Raw genomic sequence first — 25,765 nt, forward strand, 5'->3', positions numbered from 1 at the left:
CGATGGGGGAGTCAGGGAGTCAGTGAGTCAGGGCATGGCGGGAGCGTCAAGGGAGAATGGCGCCCTCCCTGCCGCTGTCTCGCGCCGCCGGGGCTGACGAGCCTCCGGAGAGGCTGCTCCCACTTCCCGAGCTGCCTGAGCCGTCCGGATGGCCGGATCTCCTGTCGCTTTCCAGGCTGTCCCAACTGCCCTGCGTCTCCCGGTTGTCGCCACCCGACAAGCTGACGACGCTTGCCCGGGGCGTCCCTAGCGGGCGTGTGATCGAAACGGTGTAATCGCTGCCCGGGCGATGACCGATGTCGACGAATGCCGCATCGAGTGTCTCGACGAGGCTGATCGCGTGATTGGCGTGGAAGAACGAGGTCGCGCGTGCGTGACTCCAGGGATCCAGCAACAAGGTGGTGTCGCGCGATTCGTAGATTTCCCGCGCAAAGACGCCGTCCCGAATGCCGTCAGGACGAGCGCCGACGGGAGGCTGCGGCGTCGCCGCATCGAGCAGTGGAATCAACGTTTCGGATTCCGTATAAAGCACGAGAACATGCGGCGGGCGATTCTTGGGTTGAATCGTGATCATGCGAATTCGATCGATGGGGACATCGTTGACGAGCAGGTAGTGAAAGAGGATTTCGGCGTTCTCCTGGCAGAAGGCTTCCGCGTCGGGATGCCAGTAGTAATGCATCGCGGTAATCAGGGAGGCTGCCTGCTGCTGCCTGACCAGCGATGCGCCGGGCTTGATGTGCTTCATTGCCGCGCGCAAGGCCGCACGGTGATCGACGATCGAGTTGTCTCGCATCATGTGCAGGTCGGGCCGGTTGCTGCGGGTGAGATGCAACAGGCTCAGGTCGGCAAAGGCGCGCTGAATGCCCTCGCGTATGATTTCGTCCGGGAGATGGGCGAGGGCGGATGCGACGCGATCATGGTCGAGCGCGATGCTGTCGGGCGTGGCTTCGCGGCTCGGCGCGCAGCCACCGCCGCACAGTCGCAGTGGTGCTTCGGCGCGCCACTGTCCGGTGTCGGCGTCGTAGTGCACGGGGACGGGGGCGCGGCGGTCCGCGCCTCTGGGGGCTTCGACAAGCCAATGGTCGGCGCTGCGTCCTCGTGTAGCGTGGTAGTAGCCTGCTTCGCCTGCGAGGTAGTAGCGTCCGGCCGCGAGTATCAGACGCTGGCGCGGGGTGCCCGGTGCAACACCGGGGGGAAGCGCTTGCGCGTAGCCGCTCAGATGCTCGTGTTCGCCCGCGATGCGAAAGGGCGTGTCCGCATCGACGCCGGGTGTGTTCCCGACGTGCGGCCGCGCGTCTCGTGTTGCGCCGACTGCGTCACGCCGCTCCGCCGGCGCGGCCCGCACCACATCCGATCGCGAATCCGGGAGCGCGTCCGGGCGTGCCGCAACACGGTGGGGGGCGGGCAGGGCGCCGCGCCCTGTCTGTCGGGACGCGCCCGCGCTCATCGCACGGGGATCGGCAACCTGGACGATCCCTGTAATGCCATCGGTGTCGACGTGGTTGTGTTCGACGGCGTCGGCACTGACATCCGCGACCTGTGCGCCGACGCGCATACGTTGTACCGCCGGAACGAGCCCGGTCGCAAGATCCATGAATGCGCCCACCTGCATGATCGTCTGTCGTGTACGTGGCGCCACATCGTTGCCGCTCAGCACCGCATAAGCGTCGCCGAGCGTTTTCCCGAGATTTCGAAACGGCGCGTCTGCGGAAGCCAGCGCGCGCAGCACATCGGATACGGGATAGTCGGTCTTGATGACAGGGGCGTGGATCGGCGCGACGTCGATGTCGATGTGTCCGAAGGCATTGGCCCTTGCCGGAAGGACGTCGTCGCTCGCGCGTTCGCCGAGCGCCGGACGGTCAATGCCGGCGGGCACAGCGGGGGTGGCGCGGGCGGAAGCGGCGGCGAGATTGGCGACCAGCGCTACGGCGAATATCGTGGATGCGGCGCAAACCGCGGTTGGCCTTTGCGTACGAGCAAGAGGGGGTATGGCTGCGGCGGCATCACGTGACGGAGCGTCGAATGTCAGGTTGCGGCGTCCGACGCGTGCGGCGCGAAACCGGCGAGGGAATTGGTGGGTGAGGTGAGGATTGCGGGTGCCTCGAGTATCGAGCCGTGGCGGTGCATAGCTCGGTGCGCAACGGATTGCGCGTCGATGCGAGGAAAGCGCCATGGGATTGCCTCCAGAGAACGGGGCGGGACATCAGCAGGCGTGGTTGACACGCAGGCGTCCCGTAGCCCGGAAGGAGGGAGATTGCCATTGACGCCCGTGGCGGCGCTTGCGCTTTGGCAGTGGACGTTGTCGCTTTTGCCGGAGCCGTTCACCCGGGCGCGGAGCACACCCGCAGCGCGCGTCGGCCGCGGGCGGCCCTTCGACGGCTCGTCCGGGAGATCCTCGCGAATCGTCAGAGAGACAGGCGCTTGCGCGTGTCGTTGTACTCCTGCTTCAGACGCGCGACGATCTCGGCCGCGGGCCGAACGTCGTCCATCAGCCCGACGCCCTGACCGGCACCCCAGATGTCCTTCCATGCCTTCGCCTTCGAGAAGTTCATCGTGCTCTTGTCGGCCGTGGGCAGGTTCTCCGGATCGAGGCCGGCGTTCACAATGCTCTGCCGGATGTAGTTGCCCGAGACACCCGTGAAAAGGTTCGAATAGATGATGTCGTTCGCGCTGGCGTCGACGATGGCCTGTTTGTAGGCGTCGCTCGCATTGGCTTCGGACGAGGCGATGAAGCGCGTGCCAATGTAGGCGAGGTCGGCACCCATGGCCTGCGCGGCGAGGATCGAACCGCCGTTGGCGATCGAGCCCGACAGCACGATCGGTCCGTCGAAGATCTTGCGTACTTCTCCGACGAGCGCGAATGGCGAGAGCGTGCCCGCATGCCCGCCCGCGCCGGCGGCGACGAGGATCAGCCCGTCCACGCCCGCCTCGAGCGCCTTGTTCGCATGACGCAGATTGATCACGTCATGCAGCACGATGCCGCCGTAGCTGTGGACCGCATCGAGCACTTCCTTGGGCGGCGCGCGCAGACTGGTGATGAAGATCGGCACGCGATGCTCAACGCACACGCGCACATCATGTTCGAGCCGCTGGTTCGACTGATGCACGATCTGGTTGACGGCCAGCGGTCCGACCACGGCATCCGGGTTCGCGGCCTTGAACGACGCCAACTCCTCGCCAATGCGCGAGAGCCAGTCCTCGAGAATCTGCGGCTCGCGCGCATTGAGCGCGGGGAACGAGCCGACGATGCCGGCCTTGCACTGCGCCAGCACGAGCTCCGGGTAGCTGACGATGAACATCGGCGACGCCACGACGGGCAACGCCAGGTTTTGCAGAATCTCGGGAAGGGCCATGAAGTCTCCTTGAGCAGAACGCCCGTACCGGCGGCCGTGGCGCTGTTGCGCCGTGTCCGAACGTCGGTCACGTGTCGAATTCGCGAATTTGCGATCTCGCGATTTCGCGAACGATCGTTCGATTATAGGGGGAATTGCCGGCTGCCCGGTTGACGCGCAATTGAGGAAAGCTTCGGTTCCGCATCGGGTTCGCGAGGTGCCACTGGCCGCATCAGGGAAAGTCCCCTTGAGCCCGAACCCGCGGGCCGAGTAGGATGAAATTGCGTGTCGGGCGTCCTTGGCAGCAGGAGGTCGCAAGGCGAACGCGGCGTTAGCGACCGCAGCGTTCGTCCGGCACGTCACGTCCTCAAACGCCGCTTGTCGACTCAGGCAAGCGGCGTTGTTTTTTGCATGACGCGCCAGGTCCCGTCAGACGGCGAACAGCGTGTCGGTCTCGGCGTCGAAGCGCACGGCCCCGGCCTTCGCAAGGTCGGCCACGAGCGTATCGAGCAGCGCCGGCCAGCCCGATGGCGGCGCGAGCATTGCCGCCGCGTTGCGCCAGGCGCTTGCCGTATCCATTGTTGCCTTGAGCGTGGCGCCCGCCATGCTGCCGTCGGCCATCAGCCGGAACACGATCAGCACCTTGAGCGCGTTGCGTGCGTTGCGCGCCGGGTCGGCCTGAAGATACGCAAGGCGTGCGCGCGACGCGGCCAGTGCGCCGTCGATATCGGCAAACGGCTTGCCGTGTCCGGGAATCACAATGGAAACGTCGAGTTGCTCGATGAGATCGAGTACCGCCGCCTGTTCGGCAAAGCCCGACGCTCCGTCGAGTTCCGGAAAGATCACGCCGAAGCCGCGCTCCCAGAGAGCATCGCCCGAAATCAGAATGCCGTGCGCGGCGTTATAGAGCATCAGCGCGTGGGGGTCGTGCCCCGGCGCGCCGAGTACCAGCCATTCGTGGTCGCCTAGCGTGATGGCGTCACCCGGCGAGAGCGTCTCGTCGAAGGTGAAGCGCGTGCATTGCTGGCCGGTGGCTTCGAACGACAGTCGGCGCTCGTCCCAATGGCGGACCGGATCGGCTTCGGCGGCAGGTACCCAGGTGCGGCATCCGTAGTGCGCCTGGAGCGCGGCATTCCCGCCGCAATGGTCCGAATGCAGATGCGTGTTGACGAGCCGCGCGAGCGGCTGTCCCTCGGGCAGCGCGTGGGCCACGAGCGCCACCGTTTGCGCCGCGTGCGATACGTAGCCGCTGTCGACGAGCGTCGGTTCGTCGCCAAGGAACAGGACATTGTTCGATGAGAGCCAGCCGCGCTCGAACACGCGCATCCCGGCGGGCAGGGCAAGCGAGGTCATGGGCGTATCTCGTGAGTTGACAAGGCGGTGCGACCGGGGAGCGTGCGTGCGCTGTACCGGCGATTCACGTCGGCCTGGCGGACACGAGGATCTTGGCCGTGGCCGCGATCACGGTCTCGCCGCGCTGATTGACGGCCTCGCCCTCGAGCGACACGATGTCGCCCGCCAGTTTCTCCTTCCACAGGCTGTCGGTGACGGTCCAGCGCACCGTGACGTCGTCGCCCGCGTGCACGGCACGGCGCAGCTTCATGTCGAATTCCAGTCCGAGCGGCTGAGCCGTCCTGGAGTAGTGCGTGGCGAGCAACGCGGCGAGGTACGACATCTGCTGCGTGCCCGACGAGATCAACCCGCCGAAACGCGGATCGGCCGCGGCGTAATCGGCATCGTGGTGCAGCGGATTGAGGTCGCACGCCAGCGTGGAAAACTCGCGGATCGAATCGGGCGAGAAATGATGGGTGGCGGAGAAGGTCTCGCCAACGGCAACGATTTTTCCCATATGCGGTAATGAAAAAGTGGTGCGTCGGAGCGCGTCAGGTGCTGCCCGCGCCGGGGTCGTCCGCGATCACGCGACGATGTTGCACCGGCGGCTCCTCGTGCTCGGCGCGTCGCGAGGGCAGCAGCGACCAGACGTGGCGTTTGTCATCGTCGGCCATGGTGGACCACGCGGCGATTTCCGCGAGCGTGCGCCAGCAACCCGAGCACCAGCCCGTCGCCGGGTTCATCCGGCAGATGTTGGTGCAGGGCGATGGAACGGGCGAGGCGAGTGGGAGCATGACGTGACAGGCAGAAGGTGACTACACGGAAAGGCCGAGCCGCGCGGCTTTTTCGCGCAGCTTGCCCTGGAAGCGTGCCTCGTCGACGATCACGCGCTCGTGGGTGCCGGCGCTGACCTTGTCGAGCCCGTCCCACGCTTCGACTTCGAAGCGCAGCGTGCGCCCGGCGACATCGACGAGCGTGCCCCGGATGCGCAACGTATCGCCCGCGGGCGTGGCCGCCAGGTGCGTGAACGAGACCAGCGTGCCGAGCGACTGTTCGCGCGGCCAGTCGAGGTACGGTCGAATCGCCTGCAGGCAGGCGCATTCGAGAATGCCCGCGAGATACCCCGTGGCGAGCACTGCGGGCATGTCGCGGCAGAGTTCGACGTCGTCGTACAGTTCGGGCACGACGGCCTTGCGCGGCACGCGATACGTCCATTCGAACGTCAGGCCCGGAACCAGTTCGGGACTCGGCATGGCGTGTCTCCTCGTTAAGGTTTGGGGTGCCGGCGCATGCGTGACCGAAGGCAACGACACGCATGCGCGCCACCCGGTGCCGTATTCACTTTCGCTGGCGCGAACGGTTCAACTGCGCAGCGCCACGTCCACGACCGGCGCGCCCGTCATCGCCACGAGCTGCTGCGGCGTGAGGTTGAACACGGCGTGCGGGTGACCGGCGGCGGCCCAGAGGCTGGCGAGCTTGAGCAGGTCTTCGTCGATCAGCGTGACCGGTGCGACCACGTGCCCGATCGGGCTCACCCCGCCGATCGAATAGCCGGTTTTCTCCTTGACGAAGCGCGCGTCGGCGCGGGCGAGCTCGCCCACCTGTGCCGCGACTTTCTTCTCGTCCACGCGATTGATGCCGCTGGCGATGACCAGCACCGGCGTGTCGTCGGCGGCACGGCGAAAGATGATCGACTTGGCGATCTGCGCCACTTCGCAGCCCAGGCCGGCGGCGGCTTCGGCCGACGTCTTGCCGGTCTCGGGCAGCAGCACGATGGGTTGATCGTGGCCCATGCCGGCGAGCAGTCGCGCCACGTGACGCGCGCCTTCGGGCAGGGTCTGTTCCTGGGCGGGTTCGGGAATGCGGGGGGTGTCGCTCATGGTCGTGTTCATGTCGTTACGCCACTCTCGCGGCGATGGGCGCCTGGTGCGATGCTTCAGGCGGCGGCGGTGTCCTGCATCTTCGCCAGAAGTGCGCGACCCACACGCGAAGCGTTCGGCCGTCCGATCGCCTGCGAGATGAAGTCGCCGGTGCGCACCACGGCGTCGAGGTCGATCCCCGTGGCGATGCCCAGGCCATGCAGCAGGTACAGCACGTCCTCGGTCGCCACGTTGCCCGTCGCTCCCTTGGCATACGGACAGCCGCCCAGTCCGGCCACGGACGAGTGGAAGATCGAGATGCCGGAGAGCAGCGCGGCGTAGATGTTGGCCGTCGCCTGACCGTAGGTGTCGTGGAAGTGCCCGGAGAGGCGCTCGATCGGGAAGACTCGGGCGCAGGCCTCCATGACTTCGCGAGTGCGTGACGGCGTGCCCACGCCGATGGTGTCGGCAATGTCGATCTCGTCGCAGCCGAGCGCGGCGAGGCGTTTGACCACGTCGACCACGCTCGCGACCGGGACCTCGCCCTGATAGGGGCAGCCAAGCGCGCACGAGATGCTGCCGCGCAGACGCAGTCCGGCGTCTTTCGCCGCGCGTGCAACCGGTTCGAAGCGCGCGATGCTCTCCTCGATGGAGCAGTTGATGTTGCGTTGCGAGAACGCTTCGCTCGCCGCCGCAAAGATCACCACTTCATCGGCCTTTGCCGCCACGGCGCCTTCGAACCCCCGCATGTTCGGCGTGAGCACGGAATAGATCGTGCCCGGACGCCGCGCGATGCCCGCCATGACCTCGGCGCCGTCGGCCATCTGCGGCACCCATTTCGGCGAGACGAATGAGGTGGCCTCGATATTGGCGAAGCCGGCGGCCGAGAGTCGATCGATGAGGGCGATCTTGACGTCGGTCGGTACGGGCTGCTTTTCGTTCTGCAGACCGTCGCGGGGGCCGACTTCGACCACTTTCACACGCTGCGGCAAAGGGGATGCGGACATGAGTTGTCTCCTCGGAGGATGTCGGGTGACGATGCTGGCGGGCAGTGGCTCAGTAGCCACGCGTCAGATCGACGATGCCGGTGATGGCCTCGCCGCGCTCGAGCGCAGCGATCTTGCCGGCGATTTGTGCGACGGTCTCGTCGCGCAACGTCATCGCTGAAATATGCGGTGTGATCGTCACGCGCGGCGTGCGCCAGAACGGATGGTCGGCGGGCAACGGTTCGGTGCGGAACACGTCGAGCGTGGCCGCGGCAATCTGTCCGCTCGCCAGCGCGGCCAGCAGGTCGGCTTCGACCAGATGTGCGCCGCGCGCCACGTTGATCAGGAAGGCGCCCGGCGCGAGTTTCGCGAACAGGGCGGCATTGAGCACGTCGACGGTCTGCGGTGTGAGCGGCAGCAGGTTGACGAGGATGCGCGCGCCGCTCACGCAGGCGTCGAAACCCGCGTCGCCATGGTGCAGCGCGACGCCGCCGTCATCGCTTCGCGGACTGCGGCTCCACGCGCGCACCGGGAAGCCGAATTGCTTGAGCGCTCGCGCGACGTGGGCGCCAAGCGTGCCATAGCCGAGCACCGCGACCGGAAAATCGGCGAGGCGGTTGGGCTTCTGAAATTTCCATTGCCCCTGCGCCTGCTGGGCGTCGAATTCATCGAGACGGCGGAAGTAGCGCAGCGCGGCGGCACCGACGTATTGCGCCATCTGGTCGGCCATGCCCGCGTCCTCCAGGCGCACGAGCGGCACACCCGGCGGCAGGCGGTGCGCGCCTTCGCCACGCGTGCCGAGCACGCCATCCACGCCCGCGCCCATGTTGAAGATCGCCTTCAGGCGCTCGCGAGGCTGCAGTACCTCGGCATTCGGCTTCCAGAGCACCACGTAATCGGCCGGCGCCGTGTCGCCAGACTGCCAGGCGCGAATCGTCGCCCGGGGAAGGTGCTCGGCGAGGCCGGTCTCGTAGGCGGCGGTCTTGCCGTCCGGGGAGAAAACAAGAATATCCATGAGTTGCGGGCAGACGCTGATAGGGACGAGGCGTCGCGAAGCCGGAAGACGCACAACGCAAAACCCGCCGCGTACGAACGAATACGGTCGTATGCGGACGGGCGCGGCGGGCGGACCGGCGAAGTCGCGTTTACTCGATTTACGTTAACGTCAAGTGTAACGCAGCTTGTGGGCCGGCGGGCATTGGCGCAGGGCGGCGCGCCACGGTTGGGGGCGACGGATCCGGCGCACACCGAAGTGCACGGGCCGGGTACCGGAACGATCGGACGCCGCGCCTTGTACGACTTCCATACCCGCGCCGGGGAAGCGGGATTGCGGCAAGCGCCGTGTCGGCACCCGCCAGCGGGCCGCAGGCGGGCTCAGTCGTTCGCCGCCGAACGCAAGGTGCTGAGATTGACCGCGAAGTTGTGGTTGTCGTCCGCGATCCAGACTTCGCCGTCCTGGATCGTGCATTGAAGGCGCATCGTGCGCGAGGCGAGTGCCGTGAGCGCTTGTGCCGAGGCGTCGTCGAGCATCCGCACCGTGAGGTTCGACAGGCGGTGGATTTCCTTTTCGGTGGCCTGCCACCAGATCGCGGCGGGTTTGCCGCCATAGGTGATCACGTCGACATGTTCGGCGCGGCCGGCGGCCTTGACGAGGCGGCGTGCGTCCGGCTGACCGACGTCGATCCAGCGCACGATATCGTTGCCGAAATCGTGCTCCCAGAGGTCGGGTTCGTCGGCCGTGGAGATTCCCTTGCCGAACGAGAGGCGCTCGCCGGCATAGAGCATGAAGGCGAGCACGCGTACCATCATGCGCTCATCGGTCTCGGACGGATGACGGGCGATCGTCAGGCTGTGGGAAGCGTAGTAGTGTCGGTCGAGGTCGGTGATTTGCACCTCGGCCTTATAGATGGTGGCTTTGAGTGCCATACCGGGAAAACCGCAGGAATGAAGAGAGTCGCAAGCATACACCAGGCGGGTGCGGCGCTCCGGCGGGAGTGCCGGCCCCGGGAACCGTGATCGGGACGTGTCGTCCGCTCTGGCGCGTTGCAGCAAGGCGCAGGCAAGCTCGGTATACTGGCGACCCGTCTCACTGATGTGTCCCCCATGCCGGTTCCCGCACCGCAAACGATCGACGTCAACGGCTATCCGATGGCGTACGTTGAATCGCCCGCTCCTGCCGACGCCGTCGGCGCACCCCTCGTGCTGGTGCACGGATCGCTGTGCGATTGTCGCTACTTCAAACCGAACATGGCGCCGCTCGGACAGCGGCGACGCGTCATCTCGGTGAGCCTGCGCCATTACTGGCCCGAGGCCTGGGACGGCCATGAGGGCATCTTTTCCGGCGAGCAACACGCGGAGGATCTTGCGGCGTTCATTACGGCGCTGGGCGTTGGTCCGGTCCACGTGCTCGGCCATTCGCGCGGCGGCTACGTCGCGCTGCGAACTGCGCTCCTGGCGCCGGATACCGTGCGCTCGCTGATTCTGGCCGATCCGGGTGTTGAGATCAGCGGCGGCCCGGTGCAGGTATCCCTCGACAGTGAACGTGGCAACTTCCGCGAGCGGGCGCTGGCGGCGATCGAGAACGGCGATGTCGACGCAGGGCTGGCAATCTTCATCGACGCCGTGAGCGGCCCCGACACCTGGCGCCGCATGGTGCCCTGGTTCAAGCAGATGGTGCGCGACAACGCGCGCACGCTGATCGGTCAGGTCGCCGAGCCACGCACGCCGCTGCCCATCGACGCGCTGGGCGCGCTGCATGTGCCGGTATTGCTCATGGCCGGCGCGCACAGTCCCGCGCCGTATCCCGAGGTGCTCAACGCGCTTGCGGCCGCCATGCCGGAGGCGCGCCGCATGGTGATTCAGGACGCCTCACACGGCATGAACCTCGCCAACCCCATTTCCTTTCACCGCGCCGTCGACGCCTTCCTCGGCAACGACTGACGCCCGCTGCGCGCCGCCTGTGCGCCGACGCGGATGCGTGATATCGCCGACATCGCCGACGTCGCGCCCGACGGCCGCTCTCGCGTCATTCATCGCGCAACATGCCGTGGCCCAGTCGCAGGCTCAGCGTGCGCACCAGATCGGCCATCCACGCCTGGTCGCGATCCGACAGCTTCTGCATGGCCCGATTCAGCGACGGATACGGATCGCATGGGACGGACAAGCCGGCGGCGCCCGCATCGGCCGCCACGCCGTTCGACGTGTCGAAGGCCAGCAACTCATGCGGAGGCAGTCCCAGGGTGTCGGCCAGAATGCAGATGTTGCGCAGCGAGATATTCCGCTTGCCACGCTCGACGCCGCTCAGATAGGAGCGCGCCAGACCGCTTTCGAGTGCGAGCTTGTCCTGCGCCCAGTTGTATTTCTTGCGCAAGCCGGCGAGGTGCCTGCCGAATCGGAATAAGTTGGTGTCCATAAAAAAGTTTTCCTTGTTAGGGACGAGAAGATTGAAACAAAAATCCGGCATTGGGGGAGGTGCCTCGGGTATCCCGCGTTTGCGAGGCACGAACTACCGGGGCGGTCACATGGATAATTCGTGGACTTTCGGAGAAGACTCAACGAAAGGGGACTCGCCAACGGTATCGGCGACGCCAGCTCGCGTATCTACATCCCGTGGTTAAGGAGACGATGCCGAGCCGGACGTTGCCGCATGCCGGTCAACCGGAGCCGCGCAGTGTGACACCGGACGCGCCGGATGACGTAGAGCCGGGATTCTGAAAGGTTGCGCGCTGGGATGTCACTTGATGTCGACTGAGCGAGCGGGAAGTGATGTCGGAACGCGAAGATTTGCGGTAGACGGCAACCTGCCGGGTTTCCTGTGCCGTCTGGGCGTATCCGTCACCGGGGCGATGCGCGGCGGTATCGCGGCGCGCCGCCCCCGACGGGCTTCAACGGTCAGATTTGATAGGTCGGTTGGTTACTCTTACTAGACGGACCACCGCGCAAACCCGTGCGAGAAATGTCGCGGACTTTGCGCGATGTCCTAAGAATCAATTCCGTGAAGTTCGCTCACTCGTCGTCGCTGATGGGAAAATGCCGCGAGTCTTCATGGGCGCCAGGGGCCTTCGGCGCGGTGCCGGATGCTGCAAATTGCGGTGTGACGGGCGAGCGAGCATCGAATCCCGGATCGACGGCCGCGCAGCGCACGTCGTGGCCGGGTATCGGGCGGCGTGTCTCGGGAGATGGATATTCCGGCCGCTCGGGGTTGTCTACCGCCATATCTGTCTCAGCGACATCGGGCACATCGGGCACATCGGCTACATCGGGCACTTCAACCGCTTCAGTCTCTCCGACCTCTCCAGTCATCTCGGCCGCCCTGATGCCACAGGCGTCTTCGGCACTCGTTCGAATGCCGGCTCGATGGTCGTTTTGGAGGCTCGCGCCGGCCGGCCCAACCGAAGGCTGTGCGATGGCGGAGTGCGCCCCAATGTCAGGGGCCGGGCTTGCATGGCTGAGCCGGGAGCTCAGGCTTCGAATGATTTCGGCGAGCCAGATTTGGTCTCGGTTCTCGAGTTTGCACAGCGAACGGCTGATTTGCGGCAGCGGCGTGCGCTCGGATGTCGCGGCAGCGTCTTGCGTCGTGGCGCTGGCCTGCGCGAAACGCAGCATTTCCGAGGTGGGCACACCGAGCGTGTCTGCCAGCACGCATATGTTGACGAGCGCGACGTTGCGTCGGCCTCGCTCGATACCGCTGACGTACGAGCGTGCCAGACCGCTCTCGAGCGCCAGTTTCTCCTGCGACCAACCGCGCGCCTTGCGCAAGCGGGCCAAATGGTCTCCGAACAGCGCGAGAGGATTCGTTTGCATGGCGGGACTCCGTTGACGAGTCACACAGCGTAATCAATCCCCCCGTGCGTTGCGACGTTATATCGCTCTCCTTCCCATGCGTTACAGGCGGGCCTCTATAAAGAGTGGGCGACGCCAAATGCGCAGAAGTTATCGGACACTTCCCAATTCATCCTGCATCGCCGGCAGCGGTTCGCGGGCTTTGCGAATTGGCAGATGCCAGTTTTCGCCGATCGCGACGCCCGTCAGAATGAGTGCGCCACCGAGGAGGTGGTAGGCCGCCAGATGTTCGCCGAGGCCGAATGCCGCGATCAGCGCGGTGAGAATCGGGACCAGGTTGATGACGGCGGTGGCGCGTCGCGGACCAATGCGGGCCACGCCGATCATCCAGATGAAGGGAGCGGCAATCGAGACGGGAATCGTGGCAAAAGCCAGTTGTGGGAGGTTGTCCATCGACACCCCGGCCTTCTCCGAAACGAGGTAGAAGGGTAGAAGCGCCACGATGGCGAAGAGAATCTGCGCGTACAGCGAGGGCAACGGTGCCAGCGGGAGCTGCCACCTGCGCAGGAGCACGCAGTAGATCGCATAGGCGAACATGGCCCCGAACATCATGACGTCCCCGATGCCGATACCCTGATCGGCGAGATGCATGAGGGAGCCGTGTCCCACGACGAGCAGCACACCAACGATCGAAAGCAGGCCGCCCGCGAGCGCGCCGGCGGTGAGGGCGTCGCCAAGCACCATCACGGCGAGCGCCAGCGTGGTGAGCGGCAGCAGCGCGAGGATGATTCCCATGTTGGTGGCACTGGTGTAATGCGCCGCGGAATAGGCGAGTCCCTGGTAGATGGCCATGCCGAGCACGCCGAGCGTGGCGTACTGCGCCATATGCCGTGCAAACTGGCCGCGCGCGCGCCAGAGTCCCGGCAAGGCGAGTGGCGTGAGGAGGAGTCCGGCTGCGAGCCAGCGCAGAAAGGCAATCTCGGCGGGGAAGATGTGGCCGACGGACAGCTTGTTGACGATGACGTTGGCCGACCAGATCAGTACGGCGGTCAACGGCAGGATGAAATTGAACATGGATCGGATTGGTGTACCGGTCGATCGGACGACCGGCGATTCAGAGGGGCGACGTGTTCGGGGCGTTCGACACGCCGGCGAGCCGCGGACAAGTTCCGGAGCCGCCCTCACGTGTCGTTTCCGGCTGGCGCGTGAACCCGCGGCCGATTCGAAGGGCGTGGGGAATCACTCGGTGAACCGGACCGCGACGCGAACCTGGGCATCGTCTTACCGTCGTCAGCCGTTGCCATGGCGTTCCTGGCGGGCGCGCTTCCATGGGCCTGAAGGGGATTCGACAAGCGAGTCGGTTCGTTCAGTCCTTCTCGTCTTGCATCGAATTGTCCGTCCGATCGGGAGATGTCGTATAGCGAATTTCGGACAAACGATAAGGAATTTCGGACTCGACGTCGATGCCGGCGGCGCTTAGCGAGCGCACAGACGATTGAGTGCGCCGCGCAAAGCGGCAGGTAGTGCGGCAGCGAAGCCGAAGGGACGAGCCAGGGCGGCGAGGCCCTCACCGTTGAGCACACGGGCACCTTCGAGGTGCGTGGCGAGCACACAGAAATCTTCCCGGTTCATGCCCACGCGCTGGCAGGCGTTGTCGAGCTGTTTCAGGTCGTTCGGGTGCAAGGTGAGAGTGACGGTGATGCGCTCTGGGTCGGTATTCATGTCTGGAAGTCTTCTCTTTGTTCAACGCATCGGGTCTGTCGCGCGGGTGACGCGCACGCCAAGCACCCACGCGATAACGCAGGCGAGCGTGATCCGATAGCGCGATACGTGAGCGGCATCGGAGTTTTGGGGTAACGCGTGGGCAATACGAGGCTGTGGGCGCGCGATCCGCCGCCTGACAAGCGGGCGGCGGTACGGCTCTGACGCGTGAGAGCGATGCCTCGTAACAGCAGGGAGGGATGACTCTCCATCCGGCCATCTGACCAGCGCCGGAATACAGCATGAGTACTGCGAACAGCAACTACGAACAGCAACTACGAACAGCAACTACGAACAGCAACTACGAACAGCAACTACGAACAGCAACGATGAACAACTGCCAACTGCAGGGGATGTTTGGATTCACTTCGACAACCGACGTTATCCGACTTCAATAACGTGACTTCTATGTTGCGGTGATGCAAGACCTTTGAAACTCAGGGCTGCCGGTGATGCGCGTACAGCGATGCAGACCTGGAACGACGGAAACTGCGACTTGCTGAACTGCGATTGCGGATGAAGCGGAGCTGCGACTTCTACTGCGAGACGACCTCGACCTACGCGGCGTCCTTGAACTGGACGCGGGGGCACGGCGTGCGGCGGTGACTGCGGCGATAGCGCAAGACCCGGTCAACGTGGCTTGCCGCCGCCGTGCGCGTTGCCCGACGATGCAGGTACCGTACCCTTGCCGCCGAAATACCGATGGCGACGATAGCGACACACAACCAACTAACGAGAATCACGGACCTTCTCCCCTGAATGGCGGCTGCGCAACCTCCCGTCGGCGCGCATCGAATTCGGAGGGAAATCAAAAGGCGTGAATGCCGCTGGTTGCGTCTGCAACGAACTTCAATGGAAACGAATTCTAATAAGAATCCCTAATGGGGTAAACCCTTAAATTGAAGATTGGTGTCTTTTTTTAGACGAAACGTCCTCAAGATTCCAAACGTTCGTTTGAAACATAGATCTTCCAAAGCACGAAAAAATCGACCCGAACCCGCATGGATTCACGCATTCGGGCCGACTTCGTCGATGACTCGGTGGGATCAGAACGTGTGCTTCAGTCCCATGCCCAGGAGCAACTGAGTGCGCGCACCCGCGTCGATCCCATACGAACCGACCGACGCATTCGCCTCCACCGTTCGTCCCTGACGGAGCGTCGTGCCGACCGCCTGTTGATAGCCGCCGATGACGTACGTCGATGTACGCTTGGACAGGGCGTACGTCACCCCTGCGTTGAACTGGTTGTAGTGGGCGCCCACGCCATCCGCGCGCATGCGCGTGTAGCTATAGCCGATGCCGGTGTTGAGCGCGGGCGTCAACGCATACGTGGCGAAGGCGTTGACGGTATCGAACTTCGCCACGCCACGGAACGTGGAAAGCGCGTCGCTCGAATACTGGGCGTTGGACAGCGAGACGCCGAAGATTGCCGGACCGACGGCATACTTCGCCCCGGCGCGCGCGATGCGTACCTTGCTGGCCGTGCGGAAACCATCGTTGATCGGCGAGTTGAACAACGAGCCGGCGCTGCCCGCCCACTCACGAGGCCCGGTCGCCGGCGCATCCGGCGCATCGCCGGCCAACCGTTCACGCTGATAGCCGCCATCCGCGAAGAAGTAACCTGCCGCGAGGGCAACCGGCCCATTGCTGTAGGCACCCGCGAGGCCGAACGAGCGCCCCGCGCCTGTCTTCCCCGCGACACCTCCCGTCGCATACATGCCTTCGAACTGCAGGCCGCCGAAATTCGGCGTGGCATATCGGATCGAATTGTTGATGCGCGCACCGTTGTCGTAGTTGTCGACGTCCCCCGGCGTGGCGAAGAAGCCGCCGAAGTAGCCATCGGCGGTCAGGCCCTGCACGAGATTGACCACGGGGTCGTATTGCCGGCCGATCGTGACTTCGCCCCATTCGTTGCCGCGCAAGCCGATGATCGCCTTGCGGCCGAATGCCAGGCCACCGTTGCCGAGTGCGCCGTTGACCCCGTTGAACCCGCTCTCGATCTGCCACAGTGCGGTGAGGCCGCGACCCAGCGACTCCGTGCCGCGCAGACCCCAGCGACTGCCGCCGATGATGTTGCTGGTGATCCCGGAGAGCGGTTGCGCGCCATTGTCGGTCGCCGTGTGATTGGCGTGCACGAATCCGGAATCGATCGTGCCATAGAGCGTGACGTTGCTTTGCGCGTTGGCGCCGGCCGGCAGGCCGAGCGCCGTGAGTGCCGCGGCGAGCGCAAGGGCGCGCAGGCCGGTGTTCGAGTGTGGACGTTGGTTCATGATGTCGAGCGCTTTGCCGCGCATGGTTGAAATCGACACCGAGAATATTTCCGATCACCTATTCGGATTCCTTATGAAAATTCCGAAAGCGGTGAAATCCACATGACAGCGACCGTCCTCCGAGGTCGCTGTCGAATTTTCTAGGAACCGTCCTCGCTCATTTCGGCAGAACGCCGCAATTCGCGGCGCCGCTGACAAAGGAGGGCGTCCAACGTCAATCCGTCGCTTTCACGTGGCCCGCGCGCCGCGCGGCCACACGCGACAGGGCCGCCCAGTCGAGATGCCCTTCGCCATGCGCCAGGCTGTCCAGATGGTTGTCGCGCAACACGCTGCCGAATGGCATCGGCACGTTTGCCGCCTCGCCAGCGAGCAGCGCCAGACGCACGTCCTTGGCGCCGAGCGAAAGCTTGAAGCCGGCCGGTTCGAAGACCTGTCGGGCGATGGCGCCACCGTAGCCGGTGTATGCGGGAGTCGCGAAGACCGTGCTCGTGATCATGTCGAGGAAATCGGCGCCGGACACCCCATGACCCTCGGCGAGCGCGGCCGCTTCGCTCATGGCTTCGATGGCGCTCGCGATCATGAAATTCGCACCGAGCTTCACGACGTTGGCCTGCTCAGGCACGTCGCCGAACCGCCAGGTGCGTTGTCCGAGCACATCGAATATCGGCTGCACACCCTCGAGCGCGGCGGCGTCGCCCGCCGCCAGGATGTTGAGCTTGCCGGCCTCGGCGACGTTCACGCGGCCGAGCACGGGCGCGGCGACGTAGCGCAAGCCGAGCGACTCGCACGTCGAACGCATTTCGCGCGCGAAATCGAGCGATACGGTAGCCATGTTCACCACGATGGCATTGCGTGTCAGGACATTCAGCGCACCGCCGTCGAGCAGCACGGTGCGCGTGGTGTCGTCGTCGGCCAGCATGGCGATGAGCACGTCGACGCCGTGCGCGGCCTGCGCGGCACTCGACGCCGGCGTGGCGCCCTCGGCGCTCAGGGCGTCGACGGGGCCGTGCGAGCGGTTCCACACACGCACGGAGAAGCCCGCCCTGACCAGATTGCGAGCCATGGGGGCGCCCATGGTGCCAAGCCCCAGAAATCCGATGTTCATCAATGCTCCCGATGTCAAAAGTGTCGTTGCCGCGCCGGAGAAGGACGTTGCGCAAGAGGAGCGCCCGTCCTGAGTTGGCTGCGTGAGCGACAGCATGACACCGAACGCGCGTTGCCGCAGAGAAGACAATGGGAGGTGAATTTCGTGATAGGCGGCGGGCGTCGATTCTGTGCAGGTATCGACCCGCCATCGTGCGGTGTCGCCCCCGGCGCAGCCGACGCCTTCGCGTGTCCCTGGCATGCCGGCGGGGCGGCGGTAAGATGCGGGCTATGGCGTGTCGCGAGGCGCGGCGCGCGACGCACGCGTGTCGTCCGCGCTTGCCGGGGGCCTGCCGCCGGCAGGCCTCGATTGTGCGAACTGTGCCGATCGTGCCAATTGCCGCCGCGAGCGCCGCGAATGTGCCGAGCTCGCGGAATTTTTCCAATCTACATCGCTCCGACCCCGTCATGACCGTTCGCAACAACTGGCCGAGCTTCAAGACGTTGCCATATCCGGTTTACTTCCGCTACGACGAGTTCGCGGCGCAAACGGCGTGGGTGCCGCATCGCCACGATTGGGGCCAATTGAATTACGTTGCCAACGGCGTGATGCAGTTGGAGATCGAGGGCGCGCGCTTTCTGTCGCCGCCGCAATACGCGGTTTGGATTCCGCCGAAGGCGGCACACGCCAGCTTCAACGCGCACGCGGTGGTTTATCGCTCCGTCTATATCGACGCTTCACTTGCTGCGGCGCTTCCGGCCACGGCGGCGACGTTGCGGATGAGCGGCCTGCTGCGCGCGATTCTGTCGGACTTCGCGGAGCGCGGGGTGGCGTGCCCGCAGACCGAAGCGGATCGGCGGCTCGCACATGTGCTGGTCGATCAATTGGCGCTGGCGCCGGCCGAGCCGCGCTTCCTGCCACAGGCGCGCTCACCGTCGCTGATTCGCGTGCTCGACGCGCTGCAGGGCGAACCGGGCGACAATCGCACGCTCGCGCAATGGGCGCGAACGATGTCCATGACGGAGCGTACGCTGGCGCGTCATTGCCTGACGGAGCTTGGGATGACACTGGGTCAGTGGCGGCAGCGCATGCGGTTCATGCGCGCCATCCAGGGGCTTGAGGCAGGCCGAACCGTGAAGTCGATCGCATTCGATCTCGGCTATGCCACGCCTTCGGCGTTCATCGAAATGTTCGCTCGCGAATCGGGGCTCACGCCCGAGCAATTCCGGCGCCGGACGATTCGTGGGGAGAACGCGGGCGAGGCCGTCTGAACCCATCCACGTGCCACCCACGCTCCACCCACGCCGCATCCCTGTCGTGGCTGCCGCGAGCGCACCGCCCGCACGCCACGACGTGACCTTCACCGCTTGAACGCGAGCAATTGCGCGCCTTCGGGCACCTGATCGCCCACCGCGTACAGCACTTCCTCGATCTCGCCGTCGGCGGGGGCACTGATGGTGTGCTCCATCTTCATCGCTTCCATCACGAGCAGCGGCGCACCCTTCTCGACCTTCGCGCCGACCTGCGCGAGCACGGCGATGACCTTGCCCGGCATCGGCGCGGTCAGGCGGCCTTCGCCGCCTTCGTGCCCGCCGGCCTGGGCCAGCGGGTCGTGCCAGCGCAACGTCCACGACTGACCGTCGGCGAACACGTGTGCCGTTTCCTGTTCGAAATCGACGTGGCCCTGCACGCGCCGCTCGCCCAGCGTCACGCGATACACGCCGCCGTCGTGGGCATAGCGGTACGGGTAGGTCTGGCCGTCGACCGTGAGCGTGCTCGCCTGCGCGCCGCTCGTGAGCACGACATCGCGACGCGTCTCGCCATGATCGAAGGACATGGTGCGCTGGTAGTCGCCATTCAAGCGCCAGCCGGTGGCGAGTTGCCACGGCGAATGGTGGTCGATGCTGTCCTGATATTTGCGACGTCCGGTCACCGTCTCGCGCGAGAGCTGCGCGGCCACGGCCAGCGCCAACGCCGTTGCCGGCGCCGCGGCGGCTGCCGGGAACAGCGTATCGCGGTGCCGCTCGATCAGACCGGTGTCCAGGTCGGCGCCGGCAAACGGCTCGCTGGCGACCAGACGCCCGAGGAACGCGATGTTCGTCTGCACGCCGACCACGCGGTACTGCCCGAGGGCGCGGCGCATGCGGGCGAGCGCTTCGTCGCGGTCCTGGCCCCACACGATGAGCTTGGCGATCATCGGATCGTAGAACGGCGAGATCGTATCGCCTTCGCGCACGCCCGAATCGATGCGCACGGCGGCCGGGGTGGCGCCGCTGCCGATCTCGAACTGCACCGACGCGGGCGGACGCAGCGTCGAGAGCGTGCCGGTCGACGGCAGGAAGTTGTTGTCGGGATTCTCCGCATAGATCCGCGCCTCGAGCGCATGACCGTGAATGCGCAGTTCATCCTGCTTGCGCGGCAGCACTTCTCCGGCCGCCACGCGCAGTTGCCACTCCACGAGATCGAGGCCGGTGATCATCTCCGTGACCGGGTGTTCGACCTGCAGGCGGGTGTTCATCTCCATGAAGTAGAACGAGCCGTCCTGATTGGCGATGAATTCGACCGTGCCCGCACCGACATAGCCCACGGCGCGCGCGGCATTGCACGCCGCTTCGCCCATCGCGCGGCGGCGCCCTTCGGTCATGCCTGGCGCGGGCGCCTCCTCCAGCACCTTCTGGTGACGGCGCTGCACCGAGCAGTCGCGCTCGAAGAGATACACGCAGTTGCCATGGGTGTCGGCGAACACCTGAATTTCGATGTGACGCGGACGCGTCAGGTACTTCTCCACCAGCACGCGTTCGTCTCCGAAGCTGCTCGACGCCTCACGCTGGCAGGACGCGAGTGCGGCGCGAAACGCGTCGCTGTGCTCGACCACGCGCATGCCCTTGCCGCCGCCGCCGGCGCTGGCCTTGAGCAATACCGGGTAGCCGATCTCGTCGGCGCGCGCGTGCAGGAACGCCGTGTCCTGGTTGTCGCCGTGATAGCCCGGAACGAGTGGCACCGCCGCGCCTTCCATGAGCGTCTTCGCGGCGCTCTTGCTGCCCATGGCCCGGATGGCGCCCACCGGCGGGCCGATGAAGACGATGCCTGCCGCCTGGCACGCGGCCGCGAAGGCCTCGTTCTCGGACAGGAAGCCGTACCCCGGATGGATCGCCTGCGCGCCCGTGGCCTTGGCGGCGTCGATGATGGCTTCGATACGCAGATAGCTGTCGCGTGCGGCGGCCCCGCCGACGTGCACGGCTTCGTCGCATACGGCCACATGCTTGGCGTGCGCATCGGCATCGGAATAGACGGCCACGGTGCGAATGCCCAGCCTCGCGGCGGTGGCTGCCACGCGGCAGGCGATTTCGCCACGATTGGCGATGAGGATCTTGTCGAACATATTGCCTCCGGAAAATGATCGATTGGGGCGGTGCCCACGCCATTGCCCCGCTTGTGACGAAGCAACGATGCATGCGCACCCGTCTTTATTGCTGTGCAGCTTCGCCGCCACGGCGGATCGTCTTCGCGATCTCACCGCCGTTGCGGCGCATGACTTTTCAATACCTCCTCACCGCCCGCCGGCACTCCCGGGCAGCCCGCGCTCAATGGGTGGCGCAGGCCGACGTCGCGCCGCAGTCGTCCGCCCCGCCAGCCGGGCTCAGCTTGTCCTCGGTCGACGTACGCATGCCCAGGCGCGCAAGCAGCGCGCGGTCGTGCTCGGCTTGCGGGTTTTGCGTGACGAGCAGCTTCTCGCCGTAGAACATCGAGTTCGCGCCGGCGAGAAAACACAACGATTGCAGCGCGTCGTCCATCATCTCGCGTCCGGCCGACAGGCGCACCATCGCGCGCGGCATGGTGATGCGCGCCACGGCGATCATGCGTACGAAGTCGAACGGATCGACGCTCTCGTTGTGTTCGAGCGGCGTGCCTTCGATCTTCATCAGGTTATTGATGGGCACCGACTCGGGATACGGCGACATGTTGGCGAGCTGCGCGATCAGACCGGCGCGCTCGCGCTGCGTCTCGCCCAGGCCGACGATGCCGCCGCAGCAGACCTTCAGGCCGGCGTCGCGCACCCGGGCGAGCGTATCGAGGCGATCCTGGTACGTGCGCGTGGTGATGATCTGGCCGTAGAACTCCGGCGAGGTGTCGAGGTTGTGGTTGTAGTAGTCGAGGCCGGCATCGCGCAACTGCTCGGCCTGACCGTCGCGCAGCATGCCGAGCGTCACGCAGGTCTCGAGACCGAGCGCCTTCACTTCACGCACGATCTCGCCCACGGCGTCGACCTGATGCGGCTTCGGGCTGCGCCAGGCGGCGCCCATGCAGAAGCGGGTGGCGCCGGCCTCCTTCGCGCGCTTCGCGGCGGCCACGACTTCGTCGACCGGCATGAGCTTCTCAGCCTGCACGCCCGTGTCATACCTGGCCGACTGCGGGCAGTACGAGCAGTCTTCCGGGCAGCCGCCGGTCTTGATCGAGAGCAGCGTGGAGAGCTGCACGGCGTTGGCGTCGAAGTGTTCGCGGTGCACCTGCTGCGCACGGAAGATCAGATCGTTGAACGGCAGTGCGAACAGCGCCTCGATCGCGTCGACGGTCCAGGGCGTGTCATTGCGGCGCAGGGCTTCATCGTGTCCGTGTGCGGCGGTGTGAGCGTGAACTTGCATGGTGAGATTCCTTGAATGCTTTGAAGTCGGGGGAGGCCGTCGTATGTCGTAGCGTCACGATCGGGACGCATCGGACGATTGCGCGGCAAGCGGCGCTTGCGCATGGCGATGCGGCGCCGAATCCACGAGCGGTGCAATGTCGAGATAACCCGAGGCCGTCGCGGCGTCGGGATGCGGCAGGTGCGGCACGCGGCCGAGCAGCGGGGCGCCGATGCGCGCGGCAATGGCGTCGACGTTGGCGTCCACGTGACGCATGTCCGGATCCACGTGATTGGCGACCCAGCCGGCAAGCGTCAGGCCGCGCGCGGCGATCGCTTCGGCCGTGAGCAGCGCGTGGCTGATGCAGCCCAGGCGCAGCCCGACGACGAGCACGACCGGCAGGCCGAGCTGACGCGCGAGGTCGGCGGTGTCGGGCGCGCTCGCATCGGGGCCGAGCGGCACGCGGAACCCGCCCACGCCTTCCACGATCACCAGGTCGGCGCGCACGGCGATACGCGCGTAGCCATCGCGAATCACGCGGCAGTCGAGATCGATGCCTTCGGCCGCGGCGGCAATGTGCGGCGCGGCGGCATCCTTGAGCACGTACGGGCAATACCAGTCGTCGGGCAGCTTCAGATTGCTCGCGGCGTGCAGCTGCTCGACGTCGTCGTTGACGAACCGGCCGTTATGCTCCGACGCCCCGGCGGCCACGGACTTGAGGCCGGCACACACCAGACCGCGCCGCGCGGCGGCCTGCAGCAGCGCCGACGACACGAGCGTCTTGCCGATCTCGGTGTCGGTGCCGGTGACGAAGAATGCATGGCGCGCGGGCGTGGCGCGCTCGGCGATCGCAAGCGTTTGATCAGTCATGGTCGTGCGCCGTCCAGTCGCGGTCGAGCTGGTTGATGGCCGCTGCCAGGCGGGCGATGTCGTCTTCCGTGTGCGCGGCGCTGAGCGTGACGCGCAGTCGCGATGTGCCGGGAGCGACGGTCGGCGGACGAATCGCGGGTACCCACAGTCCCGCCTCGGCCAGACCGGCCTGGGCGTGCAGCGCCGCGGCGTTTTCGCCAAGGATGATCGGTTGCACGCCCGTGGGCGAGGCCATGTGCCGCCAGTGGCGCAACGCGAGGGTGTCGCGCAGTTGCGCGATGCGTGCTTGCAGCGTGGCGCGGCGCTCGCGTCCCTCGTCGCCGGCGATGATCGCCAGGCTCGTGAGCAGCGCATGCGCCTGCGACGGCGCGGCCGCCGTGGTGAAGATGTACGGACGCGCGCGATTGACGAGCCATTCAATCACGCGCCGGTTCGCGGCCACGTACGCGCCGCCCACGCCCGCCGCCTTGCCGAGCGTGCCGATGATGACGAGGTTGGGCGAGCGCAACGCGAAATGCTCGAACACGCCGCGTCCGTTTTCGCCCACGACACCGAATCCGTGCGCATCGTCCACGATCAGCCACGCATTGTGGCGTTCGGCCAGCGCGAGCAGTTGCGGCAGCGGCGCGATGTCGCCGTCCATGGAGAACACGCCGTCGGTCACGATCAGCTTCGTCTCGGCCGTGCTGGCGGCGAGCAACGCGCCCAGCGCGTCGACGTCGCCGTGCGGGTAGATCTGCGTGCGTGCGCGCGACAGTCGCGCGCCGTCGATGAGCGAAGCGTGATTGAGCGCCTCGGAGAAGATCTCGGCGTCCTTGTCCGCGAGTGCCGAGATCGTCGCCAGGTTAGCCATGTATCCCGTGCAGAAGTACAGTGCGCGGGCCTCGACCAGATGCGGCGACATGAACTGCGCAAGCGCGTCTTCAAGTTCGGCATGGGCCTGGAAATGACCGCTGATCAGGTGCGAGGCTCCGCTGCCCGCACCGTATCGCTGCGCACCGTCGATCAGCGCGGCCACGACCTTCGGATGTGCCGCGAGTCCGAGATAGTCGTTGCTCGTGAAGGCGAGGACGTCGCGGCCGTCGGCGCATACGTGCGGCTGGCACGGCGTGGAAACCACGCGATGACGGCGGCGCAGATGCGCGCGGTCGATTTCGGCGAGGCCCGCATCGAGGCGGTCGAAGAGCGGGGGGAGGGTGTGGGCGGTCATGCTGCCTGCTCCTTCCCGACCGTCGCGACACGATTGCCGCCGCCGAGGTCGCGCATCGTGGCATCGAACGCGGCCATCGTGCGGCTGGCGAGCCAGTCGATCGTCGCGTCGTCGAGCACGTACGGCGGCATCAGGTAGACGGTATTGCCGATCGGGCGCAACAGCACGCCGCGCGCGCGCGCTTCGGTGTAGAAGCGCCGGGAGAACGCACGGACCGCCTCCGCCGCCTGCGGCACGTCGGCGTCGAACGCCCAGATCATGCCGCGCTGGCGGAAATGCTTCGCGCGCGGGTCGTTGGCCAGCGGTGCGAGCGCATCGGACAGACGCCGGGCACGCAACGCATTGACGGCGAGGACATCGTCGTCCGCGAAGATATCGAGCGTGGCCAACGCGGCGCGGCACGCCAGGGGATTGCCCGTGTACGAATGCGAGTGCAGGAAACCGCGCGCGGTGTCGTCGTCGTAGAACGCGTCGAAGATGGCGTCGCGCGAAAGCACGAGCGAGAGCGGCAGGTATCCGCCGCTGATGCCCTTGGACAACGTCAGCAGATCGGGCCAGATGCCGGCTTGTTCACAGGCGAAGAACGTGCCCGTGCGCCCGCATCCCACGGCGATCTCGTCGGCGATCAGGTGTGCGCCATATTGGTCGCACAGCGCGCGCGCACGGCGCAGATACTCGGGGTCGTGCATCGCCATGCCTGCCGCGCACTGCACGAGGGGCTCGACGATGACGGCGGCAATGCGGCCCTCGCGGCGTGCCAGCAATGCCTCGAGTTCGGCGGCCGCGCGCTGCGCGACATCGATGTCCGATTCGCCGTCACGCGCGTTGCGCGCGTCGGGCGACGCCACGACGTGCGCGTGGCGCAGCAGCGGATCGTAGGCGTCGCGAAACAGCGCAATGTCGGTCACGGCCAGTGCACCGAGCGTCTCGCCGTGATAACCGTGGCGCACGCAAACGAATTCGCGCTTGTCGTCGTGCCCCTGATTGCGCCACGCGTGAAAGCTCATCTTGAGTGCGATCTCGACGGCCGAGGCGCCGTCGGACGCAAAGAAGGCATGGCCGAGCACGCCGCCGGTCAGCGCCGACAGGCGCTCTGCCAGCGCCACGACCGGCTCGTGCGTGAAGCCGGCCAGCATGGCGTGCTCCAGACGGCCGAGCTGGTCGACGAGCGCGGCGTTGATGCGCGGGTTGGCGTGACCGAAAAGGTTGACCCACCAGGAACTGATGGCATCGAGGTAGCGCTCGCCGTCGGTATCGACGAGCCAGGGGCCTTCGCCGTGCGACAGCGCGACGAGTGGCAGCTTTGCCTGTTGCTTCATCTGCGTGCAGGGGTGCCAGACCTGTCGCAGACTTCGCGCGGCGAGATCGCCGGGACCGGCGGGGGGGCGCGGGAAGGCGTCCATCATTGACTCCTTGGTTGGCCGCGACGCACGACGCCCGCCCGAAGGCGGCGGTCGATTGTCCGGCTGGCCCGCGGCAGGCATCGCGCGCAGCGGTGCCGCATGGGGCCGGAGGTGGGGGATGGGCGCATGGTAGGCAAAGCGATTTGGCAGGGCAATAGGCGGAAATGTGGCGAAAACTTGAGGTTTTGCGTGCCATAGGAAGACGTTATCGATAATTCCTCAAAACCCGCCGATAACGTTGCGGCATCTCCGTC

22 protein-coding genes and 1 pseudogene are annotated in these 25,765 nt (G+C 66.0%); 2 read left to right on the plus strand and 21 right to left on the minus strand.

The window, feature by feature from the left end; all coding sequences use genetic code 11:
• Window positions 1–46 precede the first annotated feature (46 nt).
• From W930_RS0111005 to W930_RS0111055, 10 genes are all read right to left on the minus strand, one after another.
• A complete protein-coding gene (locus W930_RS0111005; RefSeq protein ID WP_161782798.1) occupies window positions 47–2,173 on the minus strand; it encodes a hypothetical protein in 2,127 nt (708 codons plus the stop codon).
• A gap of 232 nt (window positions 2,174–2,405) precedes the next feature.
• Complete coding sequence (locus W930_RS0111010; RefSeq protein ID WP_023597925.1) at window positions 2,406–3,353, minus strand: nitronate monooxygenase family protein; 948 nt, start codon at window positions 3,351–3,353, stop codon at window positions 2,406–2,408.
• Between the two features lie 408 nt (window positions 3,354–3,761).
• Window positions 3,762–4,685 carry an MBL fold metallo-hydrolase gene (locus W930_RS0111015; protein WP_023597924.1) on the minus strand — a complete coding sequence of 308 codons (924 nt, stop codon included), beginning with the start codon at window positions 4,683–4,685 and terminating at the stop codon, window positions 3,762–3,764.
• A gap of 64 nt (window positions 4,686–4,749) precedes the next feature.
• Window positions 4,750–5,181: a MaoC family dehydratase gene (locus W930_RS0111020; protein ID WP_024788575.1), complete on the minus strand. Its 432-nt coding sequence runs from the start codon at window positions 5,179–5,181 to the stop codon at window positions 4,750–4,752.
• 34 nt (window positions 5,182–5,215) lie between these two features.
• Window positions 5,216–5,458: a DUF1289 domain-containing protein gene (locus W930_RS29580; RefSeq protein WP_072619074.1), complete on the minus strand. Its 243-nt coding sequence runs from the start codon at window positions 5,456–5,458 to the stop codon at window positions 5,216–5,218.
• A 21-nt stretch (window positions 5,459–5,479) separates the two neighbouring features.
• Complete coding sequence (locus W930_RS0111035; protein WP_023597923.1) at window positions 5,480–5,917, minus strand: thioesterase family protein; 438 nt, start codon at window positions 5,915–5,917, stop codon at window positions 5,480–5,482.
• A 108-nt stretch (window positions 5,918–6,025) separates the two neighbouring features.
• Window positions 6,026–6,544 carry a YbaK/EbsC family protein gene (locus W930_RS0111040; protein WP_023872888.1) on the minus strand — a complete coding sequence of 173 codons (519 nt, stop codon included), beginning with the start codon at window positions 6,542–6,544 and terminating at the stop codon, window positions 6,026–6,028.
• 56 nt (window positions 6,545–6,600) lie between these two features.
• Window positions 6,601–7,530: a hydroxymethylglutaryl-CoA lyase gene (locus W930_RS0111045; RefSeq protein WP_028730985.1), complete on the minus strand. Its 930-nt coding sequence runs from the start codon at window positions 7,528–7,530 to the stop codon at window positions 6,601–6,603.
• A gap of 49 nt (window positions 7,531–7,579) precedes the next feature.
• A complete protein-coding gene (locus W930_RS0111050) occupies window positions 7,580–8,524 on the minus strand; it encodes a glyoxylate/hydroxypyruvate reductase A (RefSeq protein ID WP_023872891.1) in 945 nt (314 codons plus the stop codon).
• 359 nt (window positions 8,525–8,883) lie between these two features.
• Window positions 8,884–9,435: a YaeQ family protein gene (locus W930_RS0111055; protein WP_023597919.1), complete on the minus strand. Its 552-nt coding sequence runs from the start codon at window positions 9,433–9,435 to the stop codon at window positions 8,884–8,886.
• 177 nt (window positions 9,436–9,612) lie between these two features.
• On the opposite strand from W930_RS0111055, the gene W930_RS0111060 reads away from it, so the two are divergent.
• Window positions 9,613–10,449: an alpha/beta fold hydrolase gene (locus W930_RS0111060; protein ID WP_023597918.1), complete on the plus strand. Its 837-nt coding sequence runs from the start codon at window positions 9,613–9,615 to the stop codon at window positions 10,447–10,449.
• An 85-nt stretch (window positions 10,450–10,534) separates the two neighbouring features.
• Here W930_RS0111060 and W930_RS29585 read toward each other — a convergent pair whose 3' ends face one another.
• From W930_RS29585 to W930_RS0111095, 6 genes are all read right to left on the minus strand, one after another.
• Complete coding sequence (locus W930_RS29585) at window positions 10,535–10,921, minus strand: helix-turn-helix domain-containing protein (protein WP_023597917.1); 387 nt, start codon at window positions 10,919–10,921, stop codon at window positions 10,535–10,537.
• Between the two features lie 593 nt (window positions 10,922–11,514).
• Window positions 11,515–12,276 (minus strand): helix-turn-helix domain-containing protein, encoded by a 762-nt coding sequence (locus W930_RS31135; RefSeq protein WP_369798651.1) that lies wholly within the window; start codon window positions 12,274–12,276, stop codon window positions 11,515–11,517.
• 165 nt (window positions 12,277–12,441) lie between these two features.
• Window positions 12,442–13,365, minus strand: coding sequence for a DMT family transporter (locus tag W930_RS27030; RefSeq protein WP_023872893.1), 924 nt, complete (start codon window positions 13,363–13,365; stop codon window positions 12,442–12,444).
• A 402-nt stretch (window positions 13,366–13,767) separates the two neighbouring features.
• Window positions 13,768–14,013, minus strand: a complete 246-nt coding sequence (locus W930_RS0111085) for a hypothetical protein (protein WP_023597914.1) — start codon at window positions 14,011–14,013, stop codon at window positions 13,768–13,770.
• A gap of 1,085 nt (window positions 14,014–15,098) precedes the next feature.
• Window positions 15,099–16,322 carry a porin gene (locus tag W930_RS0111090; protein WP_024788576.1) on the minus strand — a complete coding sequence of 408 codons (1,224 nt, stop codon included), beginning with the start codon at window positions 16,320–16,322 and terminating at the stop codon, window positions 15,099–15,101.
• A gap of 214 nt (window positions 16,323–16,536) precedes the next feature.
• Complete coding sequence (locus W930_RS0111095; RefSeq protein WP_330220682.1) at window positions 16,537–17,667, minus strand: NAD(P)-dependent oxidoreductase; 1,131 nt, start codon at window positions 17,665–17,667, stop codon at window positions 16,537–16,539.
• 206 nt (window positions 17,668–17,873) lie between these two features.
• On the opposite strand from W930_RS0111095, the gene W930_RS0111100 reads away from it, so the two are divergent.
• Window positions 17,874–18,677: a helix-turn-helix domain-containing protein gene (locus W930_RS0111100; RefSeq protein WP_023872898.1), complete on the plus strand. Its 804-nt coding sequence runs from the start codon at window positions 17,874–17,876 to the stop codon at window positions 18,675–18,677.
• A gap of 89 nt (window positions 18,678–18,766) precedes the next feature.
• Here the strand turns inward: W930_RS0111100 and W930_RS0111105 are convergent, their stop codons facing one another.
• The 5 genes and pseudogenes from W930_RS0111105 to bioA all read right to left on the minus strand — a co-directional run bounded on the left by W930_RS0111105 (window position 18,767) and on the right by bioA (window position 25,511).
• Window positions 18,767–20,788, minus strand: coding sequence for an acetyl/propionyl/methylcrotonyl-CoA carboxylase subunit alpha (locus tag W930_RS0111105; RefSeq protein ID WP_023872900.1), 2,022 nt, complete (start codon window positions 20,786–20,788; stop codon window positions 18,767–18,769).
• Window positions 20,789–20,990: 202 nt separating this feature from the next.
• Window positions 20,991–21,977 (minus strand): annotated as a pseudogene (gene bioB, locus W930_RS27040) (biotin synthase BioB); the annotation flags it as partial.
• Window positions 21,978–22,103: 126 nt separating this feature from the next.
• The gene (gene bioD / locus W930_RS27045; protein ID WP_023597908.1) at window positions 22,104–22,898 is read right to left on the minus strand and encodes a dethiobiotin synthase; all 795 of its coding nucleotides are present in this window, start codon (window positions 22,896–22,898) and stop codon (window positions 22,104–22,106) included.
• Window positions 22,891–24,108, minus strand: coding sequence for an 8-amino-7-oxononanoate synthase (gene bioF / locus W930_RS0111120; RefSeq protein WP_024788577.1), 1,218 nt, complete (start codon window positions 24,106–24,108; stop codon window positions 22,891–22,893). Before bioF ends, bioD begins: the two co-directional genes overlap by 8 nt.
• A complete protein-coding gene (gene bioA, locus W930_RS27050; RefSeq protein WP_023872902.1) occupies window positions 24,105–25,511 on the minus strand; it encodes an adenosylmethionine--8-amino-7-oxononanoate transaminase in 1,407 nt (468 codons plus the stop codon). Before bioA ends, bioF begins: the two co-directional genes overlap by 4 nt.
• Window positions 25,512–25,765 lie beyond the last annotated feature (254 nt).

Origin of the sequence: Pandoraea sp. E26, from assembly GCF_000681415.1 — a bacterium.
Taxonomy (GTDB): domain Bacteria; phylum Pseudomonadota; class Gammaproteobacteria; order Burkholderiales; family Burkholderiaceae; genus Pandoraea; species Pandoraea pnomenusa.

Excerpts from the sequence above, each read along its gene's own strand:
- W930_RS27030 (WP_023872893.1), bottom strand. The coding sequence starts at position 13,365 with ATGTTCAATTTCATCCTGCCGTTGACCGCCGTACTGATCTGGTCGGCC.
- W930_RS0111085 (WP_023597914.1), bottom strand. The coding sequence starts at position 14,013 with ATGAATACCGACCCAGAGCGCATCACCGTCACTCTCACCTTGCACCCG.
- W930_RS0111095 (WP_330220682.1), bottom strand. The coding sequence starts at position 17,667 with ATGCCAGGGACACGCGAAGGCGTCGGCTGCGCCGGGGGCGACACCGCA.
- W930_RS0111055 (WP_023597919.1), bottom strand. The coding sequence starts at position 9,435 with ATGGCACTCAAAGCCACCATCTATAAGGCCGAGGTGCAAATCACCGAC.
- W930_RS0111105 (WP_023872900.1), bottom strand. The coding sequence starts at position 20,788 with ATGTTCGACAAGATCCTCATCGCCAATCGTGGCGAAATCGCCTGCCGC.
- W930_RS0111020 (WP_024788575.1), bottom strand. The coding sequence starts at position 5,181 with ATGGGAAAAATCGTTGCCGTTGGCGAGACCTTCTCCGCCACCCATCAT.
- W930_RS0111045 (WP_028730985.1), bottom strand. The coding sequence starts at position 7,530 with ATGTCCGCATCCCCTTTGCCGCAGCGTGTGAAAGTGGTCGAAGTCGGC.
- W930_RS0111010 (WP_023597925.1), bottom strand. The coding sequence starts at position 3,353 with ATGGCCCTTCCCGAGATTCTGCAAAACCTGGCGTTGCCCGTCGTGGCG.
- W930_RS0111015 (WP_023597924.1), bottom strand. The coding sequence starts at position 4,685 with ATGACCTCGCTTGCCCTGCCCGCCGGGATGCGCGTGTTCGAGCGCGGC.
- W930_RS0111050 (WP_023872891.1), bottom strand. The coding sequence starts at position 8,524 with ATGGATATTCTTGTTTTCTCCCCGGACGGCAAGACCGCCGCCTACGAG.
- W930_RS0111100 (WP_023872898.1), top strand. The coding sequence starts at position 17,874 with ATGACCGTTCGCAACAACTGGCCGAGCTTCAAGACGTTGCCATATCCG.
- W930_RS0111035 (WP_023597923.1), bottom strand. The coding sequence starts at position 5,917 with ATGCCGAGTCCCGAACTGGTTCCGGGCCTGACGTTCGAATGGACGTAT.
- W930_RS29585 (WP_023597917.1), bottom strand. The coding sequence starts at position 10,921 with ATGGACACCAACTTATTCCGATTCGGCAGGCACCTCGCCGGCTTGCGC.
- bioF (WP_024788577.1), bottom strand. The coding sequence starts at position 24,108 with ATGACCGCCCACACCCTCCCCCCGCTCTTCGACCGCCTCGATGCGGGC.
- W930_RS0111005 (WP_161782798.1), bottom strand. The coding sequence starts at position 2,173 with ATGGCGCTTTCCTCGCATCGACGCGCAATCCGTTGCGCACCGAGCTAT.
- bioA (WP_023872902.1), bottom strand. The coding sequence starts at position 25,511 with ATGGACGCCTTCCCGCGCCCCCCCGCCGGTCCCGGCGATCTCGCCGCG.
- bioD (WP_023597908.1), bottom strand. The coding sequence starts at position 22,898 with ATGACTGATCAAACGCTTGCGATCGCCGAGCGCGCCACGCCCGCGCGC.
- W930_RS0111040 (WP_023872888.1), bottom strand. The coding sequence starts at position 6,544 with ATGAGCGACACCCCCCGCATTCCCGAACCCGCCCAGGAACAGACCCTG.
- W930_RS0111090 (WP_024788576.1), bottom strand. The coding sequence starts at position 16,322 with ATGAACCAACGTCCACACTCGAACACCGGCCTGCGCGCCCTTGCGCTC.
- W930_RS0111060 (WP_023597918.1), top strand. The coding sequence starts at position 9,613 with ATGCCGGTTCCCGCACCGCAAACGATCGACGTCAACGGCTATCCGATG.
- W930_RS29580 (WP_072619074.1), bottom strand. The coding sequence starts at position 5,458 with ATGCTCCCACTCGCCTCGCCCGTTCCATCGCCCTGCACCAACATCTGC.